Origin of the sequence: Limimaricola cinnabarinus (assembly GCF_002723615.1) — a bacterium.
GTDB lineage: Bacteria > Pseudomonadota > Alphaproteobacteria > Rhodobacterales > Rhodobacteraceae > Limimaricola > Limimaricola cinnabarinus_B.
Genome location: NZ_KZ304963.1, coordinates 73,148 through 94,203 on the forward strand (window position 1 = coordinate 73,148; position 21,056 = coordinate 94,203).

A 21,056-nucleotide genomic window follows, 5' to 3' on the forward strand; every position below is an offset into this window, starting at 1 on the left:
ATAGGCCTGGAAATCACCGAAATACTTGGTGATCGCCGCGGTCAGGGTGGTCTTGCCGTGGTCCACGTGACCGATGGTCCCGATGTTCACGTGCGGTTTGGTGCGTTCGAACTTTGCCTTCGCCATGATTGGCTCCTTCAAATGTGTCTGGCGTCGTGAGGGCGGGGCCCGAAGGCCCCGCCGACCGTCACGCGTATTTCTTCTGGATCTCGTCCGAGATGTTCTGCGGCACGGGCTCGTAATGATCGAACTGCATCGAGAACTGGGCGCGACCGGAGGTCATCGACCGCAGCGTGTTGATGTAGCCGAACATGTTGGCGAGCGGCACGAAGGCGTCGATCACGTTGGCGTTGCCGCGCGTGTCCTGACCCTGCACCTGGCCCCGACGCGAGGTCAGGTCGCCGATGACGCCACCGGTATACTCCTCGGGCGTCAGCACCTCGACCTTCATCATCGGCTCGAGCAGCTTGGCGCCGGCCTTGCGCAGACCTTCACGCATGCACATCCGCGAAGCGATCTCGAAGGCGAGAACCGAGGAGTCCACGTCGTGGAACTTGCCGTCCAGGAGCTCGACCTTGAAGTCGATCACCGGGAAGCCCGCCAGCGGACCGGAGTCCATCACCGACTTGATGCCCTTTTCGACGCCCGGGATGTATTCCTTGGGCACCGCGCCGCCGACGATCTTCGATTCGAACGAGTAGCCCTCGCCCGGCTCGGTCGGCATGATCGACAGCTTCACCTCGGCGAACTGGCCCGAACCACCCGACTGCTTCTTGTGGGTGTAGGTGTGCTCCACGGCGTGACCGATGGTCTCGCGGTAGGCCACCTGCGGCGCGCCGATATTCGCCTCGACCTTGAACTCCCGCTTGAGGCGGTCGACCAGGATGTCGAGATGAAGTTCGCCCATGCCCTTCATGATCGTCTGGCCCGATTCGAGATCGGTCTCGACGCGGAAGGAGGGGTCCTCGGCCGCGAGACGCTGCAGGCCGGCGGACATCTTCTCCTGGTCGGCCTTGGTCTTGGGCTCGACCGCGATCTCGATCACCGGATCGGGGAAGGTCATCGTTTCGAGCACGACCTGCTTGTTGGGGTCGCACAGCGTGTCGCCGGTGGTGGTCTCTTTCAGACCGGCCAGCGCGATGATGTCGCCCGCATAGGCGTTCTCGATCTCTTCGCGGCTGATGGCGTGCATCATCATCATCCGACCGACGCGCTCGCGCTTGCCCTTGGTCGAGTTCATCATGGTGTCGCCCTTGCTCACCACGCCCGAATAGATCCGGGTGAAGGTCAGCGAGCCCACGAAGGGGTCGTTCATGATCTTGAACGCCAGGCCCGAGAAGGGCTCGGAGTCGTCGGCATGACGCGGGATGTTGCGGGTCTCGGTCTCGTCGTCCGGCGAGAAGCCCATATAGGCGGGCACGTCGAGCGGCGAGGGCAGGAAGTCGATGACCGCGTTCAGCAGGGGCTGCACGCCCTTGTTCTTGAACGCGGAGCCCGCGGCGACCGGCACGAAGGAGAGCGACAGCGTGCCCTTGCGGATCAGCTCGCGCAGCTTCGGCTCGTCGGGCTCCTGGCCTTCGAGATAGGCCTCCATCGCGTCATCGTCCTGCTCGACGGCATTCTCGATGAGCGTGGCGCGCCACTCGTCGGCGACGTCCTGAAGCTCGGCACGGATCGGCTGACGGACCCAGGACGCGCCCAGATCTTCACCCTTCCAGACCCACTCTTCCATCTTGATCAGGTCGACGATGCCCTCGAGCTTGTCCTCGGCGCCGATCGGCAGGGCGATCGGAACCGGGGTCGCCCCGGTGCGGTCCTTGATCATCTTCACGCAGTTGAAGAAGTCGGCGCCGATCTTGTCCATCTTGTTGACGAAGACGATGCGCGGAACCTTGTAGCGGTCGGCCTGGCGCCAGACGGTCTCGGTCTGCGGCTCGACGCCGGCATTGGCGTCGAGCAGGCAGATCGCGCCGTCGAGCACGGCGAGCGAACGCTCGACCTCGATGGTGAAGTCGACGTGGCCGGGGGTGTCGATGATGTTGAAGCGGAACTTCGTGTCGGACGTGCCCTCGGCGGTCGGGTCTTCCTGGCGCTGCCAGAAGGTGGTGGTGGCGGCGGAGGTGATCGTGATGCCACGCTCCTGCTCCTGCTCCATCCAGTCCATGGTGGCGGCGCCGTCATGGACTTCGCCGAGCTTGTGGGACTTGCCGGTGTAGAACAGGATCCGCTCGGTCGTGGTGGTCTTGCCGGCATCGATGTGGGCCATGATGCCGAAGTTGCGGTAACGCTGCAGAGGATAGTCGCGAGGCATATCGGTGCTCCTTCCGCTTACCAGCGGTAGTGGCTGAACGCTTTGTTGGCGTCGGCCATCTTGTGGGTGTCTTCGCGCTTCTTCACCGCGGTGCCGCGGCCGTTGACCGCATCGAGCAGCTCGCCGGCGAGACGCTCTTCCATGGTGTTCTCGTTGCGCTTGGCGCTGGCATCGATCAGCCAGCGGATCGCCAGCGCCTCGCGGCGCTCGGGGCGGACCTCGACGGGGACCTGGTAGGTCGCACCGCCGACGCGGCGCGAACGCACCTCGACCGACGGCTTGATGTTGTCGAGCGCCTCGTGGAACACCTCGACGGGCTCCTTCTTGAGGCGGCTCTCGACCCGGTCGAACGCGTTGTAGACGATGCGCTCGGCGACGGCTTTCTTGCCGTCGATCATCAGGTTGTTCATGAACTTGGTGAGAACCCGGTCGCCGAACTTGGCATCGGGCAGGATCTCACGTTTCTCGGCGGCGTGACGACGCGACATGGCGCTCTCTCTCCTTACTTCGGACGCTTCGCGCCGTACTTCGAGCGGCGCTGCTTGCGGTTCTTGACCCCTTGGGTGTCAAGCACGCCGCGGAGGATGTGGTAACGGACGCCCGGAAGGTCTTTGACCCGGCCGCCACGGATCAGGACCACGGAGTGCTCCTGAAGGTTGTGGCTTTCGCCCGGGATGTAGCTGATGACCTCGAAGCCATTGGTCAGGCGCACCTTGGCGACCTTCCGCATGGCCGAGTTCGGCTTCTTCGGCGTCGTGGTATACACCCGGGTGCACACGCCACGCTTTTGCGGGCAGGACTCGAGGTGCTGCGACTTGGACTTGGTGACTTTCGGCTGCCGCGGCTTGCGGATCAGCTGCTGGATCGTTGGCATTGGGCGTCTTTCCCCGTTTCCTGCACATGTGTCACGGACCGGACGGCCCGCCGATTTCGATTCCTCGCACTTCACGCGTCCGTAAAGCACAAAAACCCGCGAACGCGCCCCTCTTCCGGACACGATGCGGTGGGTCTCCAGAGGATCGGGGCACTTGGCCCGGATCGTGACCACTTCAGCTCTGATATCAGGGCGGAAAGCGGACTGCCCCCTGCCCAAGTGGTGGCCGTATAGGGGGAGTCGCGCGAGGTGTCAACTGCGCCTGCCCGGCCCCGCGCGGCAAGCCCTGCTGACACCGCCCCTGCCCCGTGATAGCCCTGTCGCCATGACCGTTACGCAGGATCCGAAAGGGGCCGCGCGGAGGCTGTGCGTGGTGCTGGGGCGACGCCCGGGCCATCCCTTCGCCAAGGCCTATGACTGGTGGCCGCCGCCCCGGCGCGCCGCGCCGTCCCTTTCTGCCTGACATAACGGAGATTTCCATGACCGACATGGCCACACCGCGCCTCGAAGCGCGGCAACTTCTGCTCGACTGGGCCGATGGCGAAAGCCACGCCTTCCCCTATATCTGGCTGCGCGACACCGACCCGGCGGGGTTTCACCCGGCCACCGGAGAGCGGGTCTTCGACCTGACCTCGGTGCCGCTCGAGCTTGCGCCCGAGGCGGCGCGGATCGAGGGCGCGTCCCTCGTGATCGACTGGCAGGGCGGCGCCGGGACCAGCCGCTTCGACCTCGGCTGGCTGCGCGAGAATCGCCCCGGCGCGGCGCGGCCCGACCCGGCGGCCGTGCCCGCCATGCCGTGGCGCGGCGATCTCGGGGCGGGCGGCGTGCCGCGCGCCCGCGCGGCCGATGTGATGCGCGACGACGCGGCGTTCGCGGACTGGCTGCGCCGCAGCAAGGCCTATGGCCTGTCGATCGTCGAGGGGCTCGATGACGACACGGAGGCGGGCTGCGCGGTCGCGCGCCGGATCGGCTTCCTGCGCGAGACCAATTTCGGCCTGACCTTCGAGGTCGTCTCCAAGCCCGATCCCAACAACCTCGCCTATACCTCCGAGGCGCTGCCGCTGCACACCGACCTCACCAACCAGGAGCTGCCGCCGGGCTGGCAGTTCCTGCATTGCCTGGCCAACGAGGCCGAGGGCGGCGGTTCGGTCTTTTGCGACGGGGTCGCGGTGGCCGAGGATCTCGCCCGCGAGAACCCCGACGCCTTCGAGCTTCTGGCCACGGTCGACATCCCGTTCCGCTTCCACGACGCCGGAACCGACATCCGCGCGCGCAAGACGGTGATCCGGCGCGGGCGCGACGGCCGGGTGGAGGAGATCTGCTTCAACGCCCATCTCGCCGACATCCTCGACATCGACCCGGCGATCATGCCGGACTACTACGCCGCCTATCGCCGGCTGATGCAGATGACGCGCGATCCGGCCTATCTCGTGACGCTGAAGCTGAAGGCGGGCGAGATGGTGGTGTTCGACAACCGCCGCGTGCTGCATGGCCGCGCCGCCTTCGACCCCTCCACCGGCTTTCGCCACCTGCGCGGCTGCTATGTCGATCGCGGCGAGCTCGACAGCCGCCTGCGGGTGCTGGCGCGTGCCGCCGCGCGGCCCGACGCCGCCTGAGACGACGCCGCCCGAGACCATGGCGGGAGGGCGCAGTGCGCCCTCCCCCCCGGCGCGGGATGGACGATGCCCGGCAATGCCTGCATCATCGCCCCATGACAGACCACGCCGAACGCTTTCTCGTCTTCGCCGGCATGCGCAACGAGGGCGCGTTCCTGGTCGAATGGATCTCGTGGTACCGGATGATGGGCTTCGAGATCCTGGTGGGCGTCAATGACTGCACCGACCGCTCCCCCGCCCTGCTCGACGCCTTTGCCAAGGCCGGCTGGCTCGAATGGTTCGAGCATCGCCCGCCCGACGGCATGCCGCCCAAGCAATCGGCCCATGCCCATGCGCGCCGCCATCCCGCCACCGCGCGCACCGACTGGCTGCTGATCTGCGATGTCGACGAGTTTCTCGTGCTGCACCGGGGCGACGGGACGATCTCCTCCTATCTCGACGATCTGGGCCGCGGTTTCCTCGGCGTGGCGTTCCACTGGCAATGCTTCGGCACCGGCGGCTGGAAGCGCTACCAGCCCGGGCTGGTGCATCGGCAGTTCCGCCGCAGGGGGCCGTCGGCCCGGCCCGTCAATGTCATGGTCAAGACGCTGTTTCGCACGCCGCACCGCTTCGGGCGCTGGAGCGACCACATGCCATGGGAGTTCGACGGCACGTGGGACCGCGGCGCCAACCGCATCGTCGACAGCGAGGGGCGGATCGTCGAGGAGCTGCTCACCGAACCGCATCCGGTGCGCTACACCGATGTCGGGCAGGTGACGCATCGCTACGCGCAGATGAACCACTACGTGCTGCGCTCGCACGAGCAATACGACATGAAGCGCGGCACGCTCTCGGCCACCGCCGCCAAGGACCGCTACACCCAGACCTTCTTCGAGCGGCGCGACCGCAACGGGCGGCGCGACCTCGCCGCGCTCGCCCATGCCGCGGCCTTCGACCGGGTCCATGCAGAGGCGATGGCGCTGCCCGGTGTCGCGCGGCTGCACCATCTGTGCTGCGCCGATCTGGTGGCGCGGCTCTGCGCGCATCAGGGGCGCGCGCCGCGCGAGGATCCGCGCTGGCAGGCCGCGATCGAGGCGGCGGAGGCGGCGGGCTGAGGCTTCAGGGAATGTGGTTGCCCAGCCAGTTGCCATGCGCCCAGCCGAGCCGGTCGCCGGGGCCGAAGGAAATGGCGTACCAGCCGCCGACGCCCCCATAGGTGCCGACGCGGTCGCCATTATGGATCCTGGCGATCATCGGATACTGCGTCCCCGGCCCGGTGCGCACGGCGAGAAAGCCGTCGCCGTTGGGATCGAGCCCCATCACGGTCGCCGCGCCGAAGCAGGCAGCCTGGGCGTCGGGCGGGCAATAGGTGTCGAAGGGGACGTCGAGCGGCTGGGCGGCGGCGGGCGCGGCGGCCCCGAGGGTGCAGAGCGCGGCCATGCGCAGCGCGGTGGCGAGATGTGAACGTGTCATGCGGCGATCCTCGTCTGACAGCGTCGTTCTCCTTGCGTCAGGCTACAGCATCGCGGGGGCGGAGGCGAGCCCGCGCAACGCAAGCGGGGCCCCCGGTTTCCCGGGGGCCCCGCCCTCTTTGCCCCGAAAGAGCGAAGGATCAGTCGCGGCTGTCCTCGTCGCGGGCCGTGATCGTGTCGAACTGATCGTCCGACATCGGCGCCTCGGAGGGCGCGGCCAGCGCCGCGGCCTGCTCGGCCGCCTCGCGCTTCTGCTCGATCACCGAATGGTCGCGGTCATGGGCGACCTTGCGCACGCGGGTGGTCGCGCCGCCGGTGCCGGCCGGGATCAGGCGGCCGACGATGACGTTCTCCTTGAGACCCACCAGCTTGTCGCGCTTGCCCTGCACCGAGGCTTCGGTGAGCACGCGGGTGGTCTCCTGGAACGAGGCCGCCGAGATGAAGCTGCGGGTCTGCAGCGACGCCTTGGTGATGCCGAGCAGCACCGGGCTGCCCTGCGCGGGACGCCCGCCCTTGGAGATGGCCTTCTCGTTGGCCTCGTCGAACTCCGCCTTGTCGACGTGTTCGCCCTTCAGCAGCGTGCTCTCGCCCGAGTCCGAGATCTCGATCTTCTGCAGCATCTGGCGAACGATCACCTCGATGTGCTTGTCGTTGATCTTCACGCCCTGCAGTCGATAGACGTCCTGCACCTCGTCGATCATGTAATCGGCGAGCGCCTCGACGCCCATGATGGCGAGGATGTCGTGCGGCGCGGGGTTGCCGTCCATGATGTAGTCACCCTTCTGCACGAAGTCGCCTTCCTGCACCGGGATGTGCTTGCCCTTGGGCACCATGTACTCGACCTTGTCGCGCCCTTCCTCGGCGGGCTCGATGGCGATGCGGCGCTTGTTCTTGTAGTCCTTTCCGAAGCGCACATAGCCGTCGATCTCGGCGATGATGGCGTGGTCCTTGGGACGACGGGCCTCGAACAGTTCCGCCACCCGCGGCAGACCGCCGGTGATGTCCTTGGTCTTGGCACCCTCGCGCGGGATCCGCGCCACCACGTCGCCGGCCTGGACCTGCTGGCCGTCCTCGATCGACAGGATCGCGTCCACCGACATCGGGTAGGTCACCGGGTTGCCGCTGTCGGTGCGGACCGGCTCGCCATCCTCGCCCACGATCAGGATCTCGGGCTTGAGCTCGTTGCCCTTGGGCACCGAACGCCAATCCGTGACGATCCGCTGGGTCATGCCGGTGGCGTCGTCGGTGTCCTCGCGCACGGCGATGCCGTTGACGAGATCCACGAACTTGGCGGTACCGGCCTTCTCGGCGATGATCGGCAAGGTGTAGGGATCCCATTCGAACATCTTCTCGCCGCGCGTGACATCCGCGCCTTCCTTGAGGAAGACCTTGGTGCCGTAGCCGATCTTGTGGCTGGCGCGCTCCTCGCCATCCTCGCCCATGATCGCGATGACCATGTTGCGGCCCATGACGATCTGCTCGCCCGCCGCGTTCTCGAGAAGGTTGGCGTTGCGGAACTCGACCTTGCCCGACTGGCTCGCCTCGAGGAAGGACTGCTGGCCACCCTGCGCCACGCCGCCGATGTGGAAGGTCCGCATGGTGAGCTGGGTGCCCGGCTCACCGATCGACTGCGCCGCGATGATGCCCACGGCCTCGCCCTGGTTGACCATGGTGCCGCGCGCGAGGTCACGCCCGTAGCACATGGCGCAGACGCCGTCCTCGGCCTCGCAGGTGAGCGGGCTGCGGATGCGCATCTTCTGCACCGCCGCCTGCTCGATCATGTCGGCCTTGCGCTCGTCGATCAGCTCGCCCGCCTTGACCAGCACCTCGTCGGAGCCCGGCACCAGCACCTCGTCGGCCGAAACCCGGCCCAGCACGCGCTCGGAGAGCGGCGAGACGACCTCGCCGTCATTGACCGCCGCTTCCGCGGTGATCGCGCGCTCGGTGCCGCAGTCATGCTCGCGCACGATGCAGTCCTGTGCCACGTCGACGAGACGACGGGTCAGGTAGCCCGAGTTCGCGGTCTTCAGGGCGGTGTCCGACAGGCCTTTCCGCGCGCCGTGGGTCGAGTTGAAGTACTCGAGCACGGTCAGGCCTTCCTTGAAGTTCGAGATGATCGGCGTCTCGATGATCTCGCCCGAGGGCTTGGCCATCAGGCCACGCATCCCGCCCAGCTGCTTCATCTGGGTGACCGAGCCACGCGCACCGGAATGGGCCATCATGTAGACCGAGTTCGGCTCGGCTTCGGCGCCGTTCTCGTCGCGCTTGTTGGCCGAGATGGTGGTCATCATGGCCTCGGTGACCTTGTCGTTGCACTTCGACCAGGCGTCCACGACCTTGTTGTACTTCTCGCCCTGGGTGATCAGGCCGTCCATGTACTGCTGCTCGAAATCCTTGACCTGCTCGCGGGTCTCGTCGACCAGCGACCACTTGGAGTCCGGGATGACCATGTCGTCCTTGCCGAAGGAGATGCCCGCCTTGAAGGCCTCCTTGAAGCCCGCGGACATGATCTGGTCGCAGAAGATGACCGATTCCTTCTGGCCGCAATAGCGGTAGACGGTGTCGATGACCTGCTGGACTTCCTTCTTGCGCAGAAGACGGTTCAGAAGCTCGAACGGCGCCTTGGCGTTGAGCGGCAGCAGCGCGCCGAGGCGCAGGCGGCCCGGCGTGGTCTCGAAGCGCTTGACGACCTCGTTGCCCTCTTCGTCGATCTGCTTGATCCGCGCGGTGATGCGCGCATGCAGATGCACCTCGCCCGCGGTGAGCGCGTGCTCGACTTCCTCGATCGAGTTGAAGGACATGCCCTCGCCCTTCATGCCTTCACGCATGATGGTCGTGTAGTAGAGACCCAAGACCATGTCCTGCGACGGCACGATGATCGGCGCGCCGTTGGCGGGCGACAGCACGTTGTTCGTGGACATCATCAGAACGCGCGCTTCGAGCTGCGCTTCGAGCGAGAGCGGCACGTGGACGGCCATCTGGTCGCCGTCGAAGTCGGCGTTGAAAGCCGAGCAGACCAGCGGGTGAAGCTGGATCGCCTTGCCCTCGATCAGCTGCGGCTCGAAGGCCTGGATGCCGAGACGGTGCAGGGTGGGCGCGCGGTTGAGCATGACGGGATGCTCGCGGATCACCTCGTCGAGGATGTCCCAGACCTCGGGACGCTCCTTTTCCACCAGCTTCTTGGCCTGCTTCACGGTCGACGACAGGCCCTTGGCCTCAAGCCGCGAGTAGATGAAGGGCTTGAACAGCTCGAGCGCCATCTTCTTCGGCAGGCCGCACTGGTGCAGCTTCAGCTCCGGGCCGGTCACGATGACCGAGCGGCCCGAGAAGTCGACGCGCTTGCCCAGAAGGTTCTGGCGGAAGCGGCCCTGCTTGCCCTTGAGCATGTCCGACAGCGACTTCAGCGGGCGCTTGTTGGCGCCGGTGATGACGCGGCCGCGGCGGCCGTTGTCGAACAGCGCGTCGACCGATTCCTGCAGCATCCGCTTTTCGTTGCGCACGATGATGTCCGGCGCGCGCAGCTCGATCAGCCGCTTGAGGCGGTTGTTGCGGTTGATCACCCGGCGATAGAGGTCGTTGAGGTCCGAGGTCGCGAAGCGGCCGCCATCGAGCGGCACCAGCGGGCGCAGCTCGGGCGGGATCACCGGGATCACGGTCAGGACCATCCACTCGGGACGGTTGCCGCTCTCAATGAAGCTTTCGACGATCTTCAGGCGCTTGATGATCTTCTTGGGCTTGAGCTCGCCGGTGGCCTCCTTGAGGTCGGCGCGCAGCTGCTCGGCCTCGCCTTCGAGGTCGATCTGGGCCAGCATCTCGCGGATCGCCTCGGCGCCGATATTGGCGGAGAAGGCGTCGGCGCCGTACTGGTCCTGCGCGTCGAGGAACTGCTCCTCGCTCATCAGCTGGCCATAGGTCAGGTCGGTCAGGCCCGGCTCGATGACGATGTAGTTCTCGAAGTAGAGAATACGCTCCAGATCGCGCAGGGTCATATCCAGCATGAGGCCGATCCGGGAGGGAAGCGACTTCAGGAACCAGATATGGGCCACGGGGGCTGCCAGCTCGATATGGCCCATGCGCTCGCGGCGGACCTTCTGCAGCGTCACCTCGACGCCGCATTTCTCGCAGACGACGCCGCGATACTTCATGCGCTTGTACTTGCCGCACAGGCATTCGTAGTCCTTGATCGGACCGAAGATGCGCGCGCAGAACAGGCCGTCACGCTCGGGCTTGAACGTGCGGTAGTTGATGGTTTCGGGCTTCTTGATCTCGCCGAAGGACCAGCTGAGGATCCTTTCCGGGGACGCGAGGCTCACCTTGATCTCGTCGAAGGTCTTGGCCGGGGTCAGCGGATTGAACGGGTTGTTCGTGAGTTCCTGGTTCATTTCAAATCCTTGAATCTAGGCAGAGGGCGACGGCGTGCCGCCCCGGTGTCCCGGGGCGGCTGAAAGACGCCGTTACTCGTCCTCCGCGTCCAGGAGTTCCATGTTGAGGCCGAGGCCCCGGACTTCCTTCACGAGGACGTTGAACGATTCCGGCACGCCGGCCTCGAAGTTGTCCTCGCCCTTGACGATGCTCTCATAGACCTTGGTCCGGCCCGCCACGTCGTCCGACTTCACGGTCAGCATCTCCTGCAGCGTGTAGGCGGCGCCGTAGGCTTCGAGCGCCCAGACCTCCATCTCGCCGAAGCGCTGGCCGCCGAACTGCGCCTTGCCGCCCAGCGGCTGCTGGGTGACGAGGGAGTACGGCCCGGTCGACCGCGCGTGGATCTTGTCGTCCACGAGGTGGTGCAGCTTGAGCAGGTACTTCACGCCCACCGTCACCTTGCGCGAGAACTTCTCGCCGGTGCGGCCGTCGAACAGGTCCGACTGGCCCGAATGGTCGAAGCCGGCGCGGGTCAGCGCGTCGTTGACATCGGGCTCCTTGGCGCCGTCGAAGACCGGCGTGGCGATCGGCACGCCGCGCTGCACGTTGGACGCGATCTCGGTGACGCGCGCCTCGTCCATGCCTTCGATGCCCTCTTCGTAGACATCGTCGCCATAAGCGATGCGCAGCGCCTCGCGCACGGGGGTGAGATCACCCGAGCGGCGATACTCCTGCAGCGCCTCGTCGACCTGGATGCCGAGGCCGCGCGCGGCCCAGCCCATATGGGTCTCGAGGATCTGGCCGACGTTCATGCGCGAGGGCACGCCCAGCGGGTTGAGGCAGAAGTCGACCGGCGTGCCATCGGCGAGGAACGGCATGTCCTCCATCGGCACGACGCGGGAGATGACGCCCTTGTTGCCGTGACGGCCGGCCATCTTGTCGCCCGGCTGAAGCTTGCGCTTCACCGCGACGAAGACCTTGACCATCTTCATCACGCCCGGCGGCAGGTCGTCGCCGCGGCGGACCTTCTCGACCTTGTCCTCGAAGCGCGCGTCGAGCGTGCGCTTCTGGATCTCGTACTGCTCGTTCAGCGCCTCGACGATCTTGGCGTCGTCCTCGTCCTCGAGGGCGAGCTGCCACCACTGGCCACGGCTCAGCGTGCCCAGAAGCTCGTCGTCGATCACCGAGCCGGACTTGACCCCGCGCGGGCCCTTCACGGCCGTCTTGCCCGAGATCAGGTCCTTGAGACGCGCATAGATGTTGCGGTCGAGGATCGCCAGCTCGTCGTCGCGGTCGCGCGCCAGACGGTCGACTTCCTCGCGCTCGATCTGCAGTGCGCGCTCGTCCTTCTCGACGCCGTGGCGGTTGAACACCCGGACCTCGACGATGGTGCCGAAATCACCCGGCGGCAGGCGCAGCGAGGTGTCGCGCACGTCGGAGGCCTTTTCGCCGAAGATGGCGCGGAGAAGCTTCTCCTCCGGCGTCATCGGGCTTTCGCCCTTGGGGGTGATCTTGCCCACGAGGATGTCGCCCGGCCCCACTTCGGCGCCGATATAGACGATGCCCGCCTCGTCGAGGTTGCGCAGGGCCTCCTCGCCGACATTGGGGATGTCGCGGGTGATCTCTTCCGGCCCGAGCTTGGTGTCGCGGGCGGCGACCTCGAATTCCTCGATGTGGATCGAGGTGAAGACGTCGTCGCGCACGATGCGCTCGGAGATCAGGATCGAGTCCTCGTAGTTGTAGCCGTTCCACGGCATGAAGGCGACGACCACGTTCTTGCCGAGCGCCAGCTCGCCGATATCGGTCGAGGGGCCGTCGGCGACGACCTCGCCCTTCTGGACCCGGTCACCCACCTTCACCAGCGGGCGCTGGTTGATGCAGGTGTTCTGGTTCGACCGCTGGAACTTGCGCATCCGGTAGATGTCGACCCCGGCATCGCCGAGCTCGAGATCCTCGGTGGCGCGGATCACGATCCGGGTGGCGTCCACCTGGTCGATGATGCCGCCGCGGCGCGCCATGATGGCGGCGCCGGAATCGCGCGCGACCACCTCCTCGATGCCGGTGCCGACCAGCGGCGCCTCGGCCTGCAGCAGCGGCACGGCCTGACGCTGCATGTTCGAGCCCATCAGCGCGCGGTTCGCGTCGTCGTTCTCGAGGAACGGGATCAGCGAGGCCGCGACCGAGACGAGCTGCTTCGGCGACACGTCGATCAGGTCGACGCTTTCCGAGGGCGCGAGCATGTAGTCGCCCGACTGGCGGGTGTTGACCAGATCATTGGTGAACTTGCCGTTCTCGTCGAGCGAGGCGTTGGCCTGCGCCACGGTGTGGCGCATTTCCTCGGTGGCCGAGAGGTAGTTCACCTCGTCAGTCACCTGCCCCTCGACCACCTTGCGGTAGGGGGTCTCGATGAAGCCGTACTTGTTCACCCGCGCGAAGGTGGCGAGCGAGTTGATCAGGCCGATGTTCGGGCCTTCCGGCGTTTCGATCGGGCACATCCGGCCATAATGGGTCGGGTGCACGTCGCGCACCTCGAAGCCCGCGCGCTCGCGCGTCAGACCGCCCGGCCCGAGCGCCGAGAGACGGCGCTTGTGGGTGACTTCCGACAGCGGGTTGGTCTGGTCCATGAACTGCGACAGCTGCGACGAGCCGAAGAACTCGCGCACCGCGGCGGCCGCGGGCTTGGCGTTGATCAGGTCCTGCGGCATGACCGTGTCGATCTCGACCGAGGACATGCGCTCCTTGATCGCGCGCTCCATGCGAAGGAGGCCCACGCGGTACTGGTTTTCCATCAGCTCGCCGACCGAGCGCACCCGGCGGTTGCCGAGGTGGTCGATGTCGTCGATCTCGCCCTTGCCGTCGCGCAGCTCGACCAGCGCCTTGATGCAGGCGATGATGTCCTCGCGGCGCAGCGTGCGCTGGGTGTCCTCGGCATCGAGGTCGAGGCGCATGTTCATCTTCACCCGGCCCACGGCCGAGAGATCGTAGCGCTCGGCATCGAAGAACAGCGTGTCGAACAGCGCCGAGGCGGCGTCGACGGTCGGCGGCTCGCCCGGACGCATGACCTTGTAGATCTCCATGAGAGCGGTCTCACGGTTCCAGGCCTTGTTGTCGGCGGCGACGGTGTTGCGGATGTAGGGGCCGACATTGACGTTGTCGATGTCGAGCACCGGGATCTCGGTGAAGCCCGCATCCATCAGCTCCTTGAGGGAGCCGCCGGTGACGTCGCCGTTCTTGTCGGTCTCGAGGGTCAGCTCGTCGCCGGCCTCGACATAGATCGCGCCGGTGTCCTCGTCGATGATGTCACGGGCGACGAACTTGCCGACGATGCTGCCGAAGGGGACGAGCAGGTCGGTCACGCGGCCCTCGTCGATCAGCTTCTTGACGGCGCGCGGCGTGACCTTGTCGCCGGCCTTGGCGATCACCTCGCCGGTGGCGGCGTCCACGAGGTCATGCGCCGGGCGGGTGCCGCGCACGCGCTCGGGGAAGAACTTCGTGACCCAGGCCTGCGCCTTCTTGTCGAAGCTGTAATCGACCGTGTTGTAATAGGCATCCATGATGCCTTCCTGGTCGAGACCCAGCGCGTAGAGAAGCGTGGTCACCGGCAGCTTGCGGCGGCGGTCGATGCGCGCGAAGACGAGATCCTTGGCGTCGAATTCGAAATCGAGCCAGGAGCCGCGATAGGGGATGATCCGGCAGGCGAAGAGCAGCTTGCCCGAGGAATGGGTCTTGCCCTTGTCGTGATCGAAGAACACGCCCGGGGAGCGGTGCATCTGGGAGACGATGACCCGCTCGGTGCCGTTGACGATGAAGGTGCCGTTCTGGGTCATCAGGGGCATGTCGCCCATGAAGACGTCCTGCTCCTTGATGTCCTTGACGGATTTGGCGCCGGTGTCCTCGTCGACATCGAACACGATCAGCCGCAGCGTCACCTTGAGCGGCGCGCTGTAGGTCATGTCGCGGGCCTGGCATTCCTCGACGTCGTATTTCGGGCGCTCGAGCTCGTATTTCACGAATTCGAGCGTCGCCGTCTCGTTGAAGTCCTTGACCGGGAAGACCGACTGGAAGACGCCCTTGATGCCCTCGCCGTCGGTCGGCTCGGGCTGGTCGCCCGATTTCAGGAACAGGTCATAGGAGGATTTCTGCACCTCGATGAGGTTCGGCATCTCCAGCACTTCGCGGATCTTGCCGTAATATTTGCGCAAACGCTTCTGGCCGAGGAAGGACTGAGCCATGGGTGTCGTCACCTTTCAGGTCTCTGCGGATCACCGGGCCGGCGGGGAAGGCCACGGCATCCTTGCGAGAGGGGAGTTCCGGTCCATTCGCGATCTTCGTCCCACCGAAGACCTCCCGACCGTGGAACCTGCCCGAGACGGGGGCCGCGCGCGGCCCCCTTCCAAGACGGGTTCGGCTGGACCCGCGAAAGCGCGGATCCAGCCAATTCATGGGGCGTGGCGCGCCGGGCGCGCCCGCCGAAATCAGGCCAGCTCGACCTTGGCGCCGGCTGCTTCCAGCTTCGACTTGATCTCTTCGGCTTCCGCCTTGGGCGCGCCTTCCTTGATCTTGCCGCCGGACTCGACGAGGTCCTTGGCTTCCTTCAGGCCGAGGCCGGTGATGCCGCGGACTTCCTTGATCACGTTGATCTTCTGAGCGCCGGCGTCCTTCAGGACGACGTCGAACTCGGTCTTCTCTTCTTCGGCAGCGCCGGCATCGCCAGCCGGGCCAGCCATCATCACGGCGCCGCCGGCGGCGGGCTCGATGCCATACTCGTCCTTGAGGATGGTTTTCAGTTCCTGCGCCTCGAGGAGGGTCAGACCAACGATCTCTTCGGCGAGTTTCTTCAGATCAGCCATTTTACTTTTCCGTTCGTTCAAGTGTGTTCCAACGCGGGGGCTTTCAACCCCCGAGGTGTACGGGATGCCTCAGCCAGCCTTCTCTTCGACAGTCGAGAGAATGCTTGCGATGTTGCTTGCGGGCGCGCCAATGGCACCGGCGATGTTCGATGCCGGGGCACCGATGCAGCCGACGATCGAAGCGATGAGCTCCTCACGCGACGGCATCTGGGCCACGGCCTTCACACCGGCCGGATCCAGAGCCGAGTCTCCCATCGCGCCGCCGAGGATGACCAGCTTGTCGTTGGTCTTCGCATAGGCGTCGACCACCTTGGCAGCTGCCACGGGGTCTTCGGAATAGGAGAGCACGGTCATGCCCGTGAGGTAGTCGGCGATGCTTGCGCAGGGCTTCCCCTCAAGGGCGATCTTGGCGAGCTTGTTCTTGGCAACGCGCACGGACCCGCCAGCTTCGCGCATCTTCGCGCGCAGGTCCTGCATATTGGCAACCGTCATGCCTTCGTAGTGGGCAACCACCACGACGCCAGAGCTTTCGAAGATCTGGCCGAGTTCCTCGACCACTTTCTCTTTCTGGGCTCTATCCACGGTTTACTCCAAGTTTGGGGGTTTCCCCCCGGCTCTGTCTGACCCCCTGATCGTCCGGGGGCCGTTCGGGTCCGCTTCAGGGTCCCGAGGCCGTGATCGCCCGAAGGAAAGCGCGATGCTTCCGAACGGAAATCCAACTCTCGTTTCCCATCTCGGGAAGGCCTTAGCGGGGTTTCCCCCTGCCCTCCGTCTCGGACAGGACGGGGCGCGAACGCCCCGCCATTCGCCCCGACCCGAAGGCCGGGGGAAATCTCTCAGGCCGCGCCGGTGGCCGAGGCCAGATCGACGGTGACGCCCGGGCCCATGGTCGAGGACAGCGCCACCTTCTTGAGGTAGGTGCCCTTGGCGCCCGCGGGCTTCGCCTTGGAGACGGCATCCACGAAGGCGCGGATGTTCTCTTCGAGCTTGGCTTCGTCGAAGGAGGCCTTGCCGATGCCGGCATGGATCACGCCGGCCTTCTCGACGCGGAACTGCACCTGGCCGCCCTTGGCCGCGTTCACGGCCTCGGTTACGTCCATGGTGACGGTGCCGATCTTGGGGTTCGGCATCAGGTTGCGGGGCCCGAGGATCTTGCCCAGGCGGCCGACGATCGGCATCATGTCCGGCGTCGCGATGCAACGGTCGAACTCGATCTTGCCGGACTGCACGGTCTCCATCAGGTCTTCGGCGCCGACGATGTCGGCCCCGGCCTTCTTGGCCTCTTCCGCCTTTTCGCCACGGGCGAAGACGGCGACGCGCACGGTCTTGCCGGTGCCGTTGGGCAGGGTGACCGAGCCGCGGACCATCTGGTCGGCGTGGCGCGGATCGACGCCGAGATTCATCGCGATCTCGACGGTCTCGTCGAATTTCGCGGAGGCGTTCGACTTGATCAGCGAGACGGCCTCGGAGAGCTGGACGTTCTCCTTGCCGGCGAAGGCCTCGCGGGCGGCGCGGGTGCGTTTACCGAGTTTTGCCATGATATTAGCCCTTCACCTCGATACCCATCGACTTGGCGGAGCCAAGGACGGTCTGCATCGCACCCTCGACGCTCGTGGCGTTGAGGTCCTTCATCTTCGCTTCGGCGATCTCGCGCACCTGGGCGAGCGTCACGGTGCCGGCGGTCTCCTTGCCGGGCGCGGTCGCACCCTTGGCGCGGTTGCGCTTGCCGACGGGCTTCAGGCCGGCGGCCTTCTTGAGGAAGAACGACGCCGGCGGCGACTTGATCTCCATCGTGAAGGACTTGTCCTGGTAGTAGGTGATCACGGTCGGGCAGGGCGAACCCTTTTCCATGTCCGCGGTCTTCGCGTTGAAGGCCTTGCAGAACTCCATGATGTTGATGCCGCGCTGACCCAGCGCCGGGCCGACCGGCGGGGAGGGGTTGGCTTCGCCTGCCTTCACCTGGAGCTTCAGCTGCCCCATCACTTTCTTGGCCATCGGGCCTCTCCTTATCGCAACACCGCCGGAACGCGTTCCTACGGTCATCGGTTGGTGCGGTGCGGCGTGAAGGGCGCGCCCTTCCTGCCTCCCGCATGCGGCGCGAATCATCTTCGATCCGGTCGCCACCAAGGGTCCGGCCCGCGGGCCGGCGCAATGGAAGGTCGTCGCATAGACCCCTCGCGGGGGGACGTCAAGCCCGCTGCGCTTCCGCCCCCTGCCCCTTCGGGGCCGCTGGCGCAAGGCAGGCCGTTTCCCGCTCAACCGCCGCCCCGGGCCGGGCGGCCTCGGGATAATGGGCGGCCCATGAGGCCGCGACCGTCTCCCAGCCGAATCGCTCTTCGGCGATGGCGCGGGCCCGGCGCGAGATCGTTTCGGCCAGAAGCGGCTCGCGGATCAGCCGGTCCATGCCCGCGGCCAGCCCCTCGATCACCGCCCTCTCGCTCGTCGGCGCGACATAAAGCGCCGATTGCTCGTCGGCGAGCCGCCCCGGCCCGCCCCAGCGCAGCGCCAGCACCGGCACGCCGAGCATCATCGCCTCCTGCATCACGATGCCGTTGGCCTCGGCCAGAGAGGGAAAGACATAGCCCCGCGCCGCGGCGATGCCGGCCAGAACCTCGCCATGCGGCCGCCAACCGGCGAAGCGCACCCGGTCGGCCACGCCCAGATCGCGCGCCAGCGCCTCCAGCCCGGGCCGCGCCGCACCATCGCCATAGACGGTCAACCGCGCGCCCTCCCGGCTTTCGGCCACGGCGCGAATCGCCAGATCGGTGCCCTTGTGATCGACCTGCCGGCCCGAGCAGGCGAAGCTGTCGCAGCGGCCCGCATGCCGCGCCCGCGGCCGCGCCGCGATCGCCTCGGAGACGCCCGAATCGACCACGTCGCTCATCCGCCCGGGCGAAACCCCGGCCCAGCCGAGCGAGGCGCGGGTCCGCTCGTAGCCCGAGACCAGCACGTGGCGCGCGCGCCGCTTGTCGGGGGCGATGCGCGACAAAAGCCGCTGCGCCGGGCGGTGCAGCCATGCGCCGAGCCTGCGGCGCGGCGCCTCGCGCGCGGCGAAGGCGGGGGGGTAGTGGATATTGCCGGTGAAGGGCCCCATCAGCACCTCGAAGCCGCGCGGCGGAAAGCGCGGCTCGACCGGGGAGACGGGGCAGAGATAATGCAGGAGCGTGGTCTCGGGATCGAAGCGCGCCCGGATCTCGCGCGCGGCGAGAAGGTGAAAGCAGGTCGAGACCAGCGGCGCGCCGATCCGGCTGTGCCAGAGCGCCTTCTGCCACGGGCCGTCCTCGACGAAGACGAGGCGTTCGGCGGGAAAATCGCGCAAGAGACCGGCGCGGCCCCGCGCATGGGTCAGCAGCACGGCGTCGAAGCCCTGCCGCAGCAGGTAGTCGAAATACTGATGCGCCTTGATCGCCTCGCCGCCCATCTCGGTGCCGGCATTGGAGGAGACGAGGACGATCTTCATGGGGCGGTCTCCGGGCAGCGCTCAGGCCCGGGAACCGTGACCGCCCGCGCGCGGGCGGTCAAGCCGGGGCTCAGCCCTGTTTCGCGACCTGCGTGAATTCGAGCTCCACCGGGGTGGCGCGGCCGAAGATGGAAACGGTGACCTTGAGCCGCTGGTTGTCCTCGTCGACCTCCTCGACCATGCCGTCGAAATCCTCGAAGGGGCCGTCCTTGACCTTCACCTTCTCGCCGATCTCGAAGCGGATCAGGGTGCGCGGGCTTTCCTCGCCCTCCTGCACGCGGCCCAGGATCGCCTCGACCTCGGCGTCGCGCATCGGCATCGGGCGGCCCTGGGGCCCCAGAAAGCCGGTGACGCGGTTGATCGAGGTGACGAGGTGATAGCCCTTGTCGGACATCTCCATGTGCACCAGCACGTAGCCGGGCATGAAGCGGCGCTCGGTCGAGACCTTCTTGCCGCGGCGGACCTCGATCACTTCCTCGGTGGGGACCAGCACCTCGTCGATGACGTCCTCGAGCCCCTGCTCTGCCACCTTGGTCCTGATCTGCTCGGCGATCTTCTTCTCGAAGTTCGAGAGCACGGAAACCGAATACCAGCGTTTCGCCATGTTGCCCGACACCTTCCGTCGCAGCCGGCGAAACGCCGGAGCCTCGTTGAAATTCCCCGGCCCCGATCGGGGCCGCTCAAACGGCAAAGCGGCGCGCACCCGCGCGCCGTTCGGCCAAGTCCGCCGGTCAGTAGCGCCCGGCGCGCCGCAGTTCAAGCCCCGCGCATCCCATGCCCCGGGCCAAGCCCCGGGCCGCGCGGATCAGCCCGCGAAGCCCTCGAGCACCGCCTGGAGCCCCGAGCGGATGCCCAGATCCACGAGGCTGAAGAACAGCGCGGCGACGGCGGCGAGGATGAAGATCATCACCGTGGTCAAAACCACCTCGCGGCGCGTGGGCCAGACCACCTTGGCGATCTCGGCGCGGGTCTGCTGCGCGAACTGGAGCGGGTTGGTTCTGGCCATCATCTTCACCTTTCGAGGGATCGATGCGGGACATACGCGGACGCCGCGCGATCTGCAAGCGGGCGCGCCGCGGTGGTCCTGGCAGGGGCAGGGGGACTCGAACCCACGACCCTCGGTTTTGGAGACCGATGCTCTACCAACTGAGCTATACCCCTAGGACCGCCCCCCGACTAATCCCAATCCGCGGCGGGATCAAGAGGCCCCGAGAGGCATTCTCGCACCCCCTGCCCTTGCCCTCGCGGCGGGCGCTTGCAAGATGCGCGGCGCAAGCCCCGGAGGAGAGCCCATGTCGCTCGGCAAGAGACTGGCCAAGAGCCGCGCCGTGACCCGTGGCATGGGAGGCCTCGCCCATGGCTGGCTGGCCCGCGTGCAGCGGCGCACGGAGTGGGAAACGCGCGGCGAGGAGGACTTGCGCGCGGCGCTGGCCGAGGGGCCGATCCTTCTGGTGCTGCGCCATTCGCGGCTGATGCTCGGGCCGTTCCACTGGCCGGCCTGGGCGGGCGATCTCTCGACCTTGCACGACACCTCCCCGATCGCGCGAATCGCCGGCGACACGCATCGCCGCCGCGGGCTGACGCCGGTGGCGATGTCGCGCCGATTGTCGAATCTCGCCATGTCGCGGATGGTGATGGAGCGGCTGCGCGCGGGCGCCAGCATCGGCATCACCGCCGACGGCCCGCTCGGCCCCGCGGGCGAGGTGAACGACCCGCCGCTCGACTGGGCGCGAATCTCCGGGCGGCCCGTCTTCTTCTATGCCTTCTCCACCGAGCGGCAGAGCCGCGCGCAAAGCTGGGACCGGCTCCTGCTGCCGCGGCCGGGCGGGCGCGGCGCGGTGGTGTTCCGGGCCTGGGAGGGGGCGATGCCGCGCAAGGCGGACGCGGCGGCGCGCGAGGCGGCGCGGGCCTCGATGAAGGCCGGGCTCGATGCCGCGACCGCCGAGGCCGACGCGATGCTCGGCCTGCCGCCGGGTCCCTGATCTTTCGCCTTGGGCAACGAAAAGGGCCGCCCCGGGGGGGCGGCCCTTGGATGATGGTCGCTTCGGGCGGCACGGGGCCGCCCGGGATCGCATCACTCGACGATTTTCGACACCACGCCGGCGCCGACGGTGCGGCCGCCTTCGCGGATC

General features: G+C 66.9%; 17 protein-coding genes and 1 tRNA gene. 3 read left to right on the forward strand and 15 right to left on the reverse strand.

Annotated elements, in window-relative coordinates; genetic code table 11:
* The 4 genes from CJ301_RS12795 to rpsL form a co-directional block, all read right to left on the reverse strand.
* A partial coding sequence (locus CJ301_RS12795; RefSeq protein ID WP_254050150.1) for a GTP-binding protein occupies positions 1–126 on the reverse strand: 126 nt, incomplete at its 3' end.
* Between the two features lie 61 nt (positions 127–187).
* Entirely contained in the window at positions 188–2,311 is a 2,124-nt protein-coding gene (gene fusA / locus CJ301_RS12800; RefSeq protein WP_099277786.1) for an elongation factor G, read from the reverse strand.
* A 17-nt stretch (positions 2,312–2,328) separates the two neighbouring features.
* A complete protein-coding gene (rpsG, locus tag CJ301_RS12805; RefSeq protein WP_017930006.1) occupies positions 2,329–2,799 on the reverse strand; it encodes a 30S ribosomal protein S7 in 471 nt (156 codons plus the stop codon).
* A gap of 14 nt (positions 2,800–2,813) precedes the next feature.
* Positions 2,814–3,185: a 30S ribosomal protein S12 gene (rpsL, locus tag CJ301_RS12810; RefSeq protein ID WP_017930005.1), complete on the reverse strand. Its 372-nt coding sequence runs from the start codon at positions 3,183–3,185 to the stop codon at positions 2,814–2,816.
* 479 nt (positions 3,186–3,664) lie between these two features.
* Here rpsL and CJ301_RS12815 point away from each other — a divergent pair, with 479 nt between their 5' ends.
* The gene (locus tag CJ301_RS12815) at positions 3,665–4,801 is read left to right on the forward strand and encodes a TauD/TfdA family dioxygenase (RefSeq protein ID WP_099277787.1); all 1,137 of its coding nucleotides are present in this window, start codon (positions 3,665–3,667) and stop codon (positions 4,799–4,801) included.
* Between the two features lie 95 nt (positions 4,802–4,896).
* The gene (locus tag CJ301_RS12820; RefSeq protein WP_099277807.1) at positions 4,897–5,895 is read left to right on the forward strand and encodes a glycosyltransferase family 2 protein; all 999 of its coding nucleotides are present in this window, start codon (positions 4,897–4,899) and stop codon (positions 5,893–5,895) included.
* A gap of 4 nt (positions 5,896–5,899) precedes the next feature.
* Here the strand turns inward: CJ301_RS12820 and CJ301_RS12825 are convergent, their stop codons facing one another.
* The 11 genes from CJ301_RS12825 to CJ301_RS12875 all read right to left on the reverse strand — a co-directional run bounded on the left by CJ301_RS12825 (position 5,900) and on the right by CJ301_RS12875 (position 20,085).
* Positions 5,900–6,253, reverse strand: a complete 354-nt coding sequence (locus CJ301_RS12825; RefSeq protein ID WP_099277788.1) for an SH3 domain-containing protein — start codon at positions 6,251–6,253, stop codon at positions 5,900–5,902.
* A gap of 139 nt (positions 6,254–6,392) precedes the next feature.
* The gene (gene rpoC, locus CJ301_RS12830) at positions 6,393–10,634 is read right to left on the reverse strand and encodes a DNA-directed RNA polymerase subunit beta' (RefSeq protein WP_099277789.1); all 4,242 of its coding nucleotides are present in this window, start codon (positions 10,632–10,634) and stop codon (positions 6,393–6,395) included.
* Between the two features lie 72 nt (positions 10,635–10,706).
* On the reverse strand, positions 10,707–14,846 hold the full coding sequence (gene rpoB / locus CJ301_RS12835; protein WP_099277790.1) for a DNA-directed RNA polymerase subunit beta: 4,140 nt from the start codon (positions 14,844–14,846) through the stop codon (positions 10,707–10,709).
* A gap of 243 nt (positions 14,847–15,089) precedes the next feature.
* A complete protein-coding gene (gene rplL, locus CJ301_RS12840) occupies positions 15,090–15,464 on the reverse strand; it encodes a 50S ribosomal protein L7/L12 (RefSeq protein ID WP_099277791.1) in 375 nt (124 codons plus the stop codon).
* A gap of 69 nt (positions 15,465–15,533) precedes the next feature.
* Positions 15,534–16,046: a 50S ribosomal protein L10 gene (gene rplJ, locus CJ301_RS12845; RefSeq protein WP_099277792.1), complete on the reverse strand. Its 513-nt coding sequence runs from the start codon at positions 16,044–16,046 to the stop codon at positions 15,534–15,536.
* Positions 16,047–16,300: 254 nt separating this feature from the next.
* Positions 16,301–17,002: a 50S ribosomal protein L1 gene (rplA, locus tag CJ301_RS12850; protein WP_099277793.1), complete on the reverse strand. Its 702-nt coding sequence runs from the start codon at positions 17,000–17,002 to the stop codon at positions 16,301–16,303.
* 4 nt (positions 17,003–17,006) lie between these two features.
* On the reverse strand, positions 17,007–17,459 hold the full coding sequence (gene rplK / locus CJ301_RS12855) for a 50S ribosomal protein L11 (protein WP_099277794.1): 453 nt from the start codon (positions 17,457–17,459) through the stop codon (positions 17,007–17,009).
* Positions 17,460–17,652: 193 nt separating this feature from the next.
* Positions 17,653–18,924 (reverse strand): glycosyltransferase family 4 protein, encoded by a 1,272-nt coding sequence (locus tag CJ301_RS12860; RefSeq protein ID WP_099277795.1) that lies wholly within the window; start codon positions 18,922–18,924, stop codon positions 17,653–17,655.
* Positions 18,925–18,994: 70 nt separating this feature from the next.
* Positions 18,995–19,528: a transcription termination/antitermination protein NusG gene (nusG, locus tag CJ301_RS12865; protein ID WP_099277796.1), complete on the reverse strand. Its 534-nt coding sequence runs from the start codon at positions 19,526–19,528 to the stop codon at positions 18,995–18,997.
* Between the two features lie 201 nt (positions 19,529–19,729).
* On the reverse strand, positions 19,730–19,930 hold the full coding sequence (gene secE / locus CJ301_RS12870; protein ID WP_162620516.1) for a preprotein translocase subunit SecE: 201 nt from the start codon (positions 19,928–19,930) through the stop codon (positions 19,730–19,732).
* Between the two features lie 79 nt (positions 19,931–20,009).
* Positions 20,010–20,085, reverse strand: a tRNA-Trp gene (locus CJ301_RS12875).
* A 131-nt stretch (positions 20,086–20,216) separates the two neighbouring features.
* On the opposite strand from CJ301_RS12875, the gene CJ301_RS12880 reads away from it, so the two are divergent.
* The gene (locus CJ301_RS12880; protein WP_099277798.1) at positions 20,217–20,906 is read left to right on the forward strand and encodes a lysophospholipid acyltransferase family protein; all 690 of its coding nucleotides are present in this window, start codon (positions 20,217–20,219) and stop codon (positions 20,904–20,906) included.
* The last annotated feature ends 150 nt before the right edge of the window (positions 20,907–21,056 follow it).

Bases quoted from the DNA above. Each gene is read 5' to 3' on its own strand.
- rplK (WP_099277794.1), bottom strand. From the start codon at position 17,459: ATGGCCAAGAAAGTGATGGGGCAGCTGAAGCTCCAGGTGAAGGCAGGC.
- nusG (WP_099277796.1), bottom strand. From the start codon at position 19,528: ATGGCGAAACGCTGGTATTCGGTTTCCGTGCTCTCGAACTTCGAGAAG.
- rpsG (WP_017930006.1), bottom strand. From the start codon at position 2,799: ATGTCGCGTCGTCACGCCGCCGAGAAACGTGAGATCCTGCCCGATGCC.
- rplL (WP_099277791.1), bottom strand. From the start codon at position 15,464: ATGGCTGATCTGAAGAAACTCGCCGAAGAGATCGTTGGTCTGACCCTC.
- CJ301_RS12825 (WP_099277788.1), bottom strand. From the start codon at position 6,253: ATGACACGTTCACATCTCGCCACCGCGCTGCGCATGGCCGCGCTCTGC.
- rpoC (WP_099277789.1), bottom strand. From the start codon at position 10,634: ATGAACCAGGAACTCACGAACAACCCGTTCAATCCGCTGACCCCGGCC.
- CJ301_RS12820 (WP_099277807.1), top strand. From the start codon at position 4,897: ATGACAGACCACGCCGAACGCTTTCTCGTCTTCGCCGGCATGCGCAAC.
- fusA (WP_099277786.1), bottom strand. From the start codon at position 2,311: ATGCCTCGCGACTATCCTCTGCAGCGTTACCGCAACTTCGGCATCATG.
- rpsL (WP_017930005.1), bottom strand. From the start codon at position 3,185: ATGCCAACGATCCAGCAGCTGATCCGCAAGCCGCGGCAGCCGAAAGTC.
- secE (WP_162620516.1), bottom strand. From the start codon at position 19,930: ATGGCCAGAACCAACCCGCTCCAGTTCGCGCAGCAGACCCGCGCCGAG.
- CJ301_RS12860 (WP_099277795.1), bottom strand. From the start codon at position 18,924: ATGAAGATCGTCCTCGTCTCCTCCAATGCCGGCACCGAGATGGGCGGC.
- rplA (WP_099277793.1), bottom strand. From the start codon at position 17,002: ATGGCAAAACTCGGTAAACGCACCCGCGCCGCCCGCGAGGCCTTCGCC.
- CJ301_RS12880 (WP_099277798.1), top strand. From the start codon at position 20,217: ATGTCGCTCGGCAAGAGACTGGCCAAGAGCCGCGCCGTGACCCGTGGC.
- rpoB (WP_099277790.1), bottom strand. From the start codon at position 14,846: ATGGCTCAGTCCTTCCTCGGCCAGAAGCGTTTGCGCAAATATTACGGC.
- CJ301_RS12815 (WP_099277787.1), top strand. From the start codon at position 3,665: ATGACCGACATGGCCACACCGCGCCTCGAAGCGCGGCAACTTCTGCTC.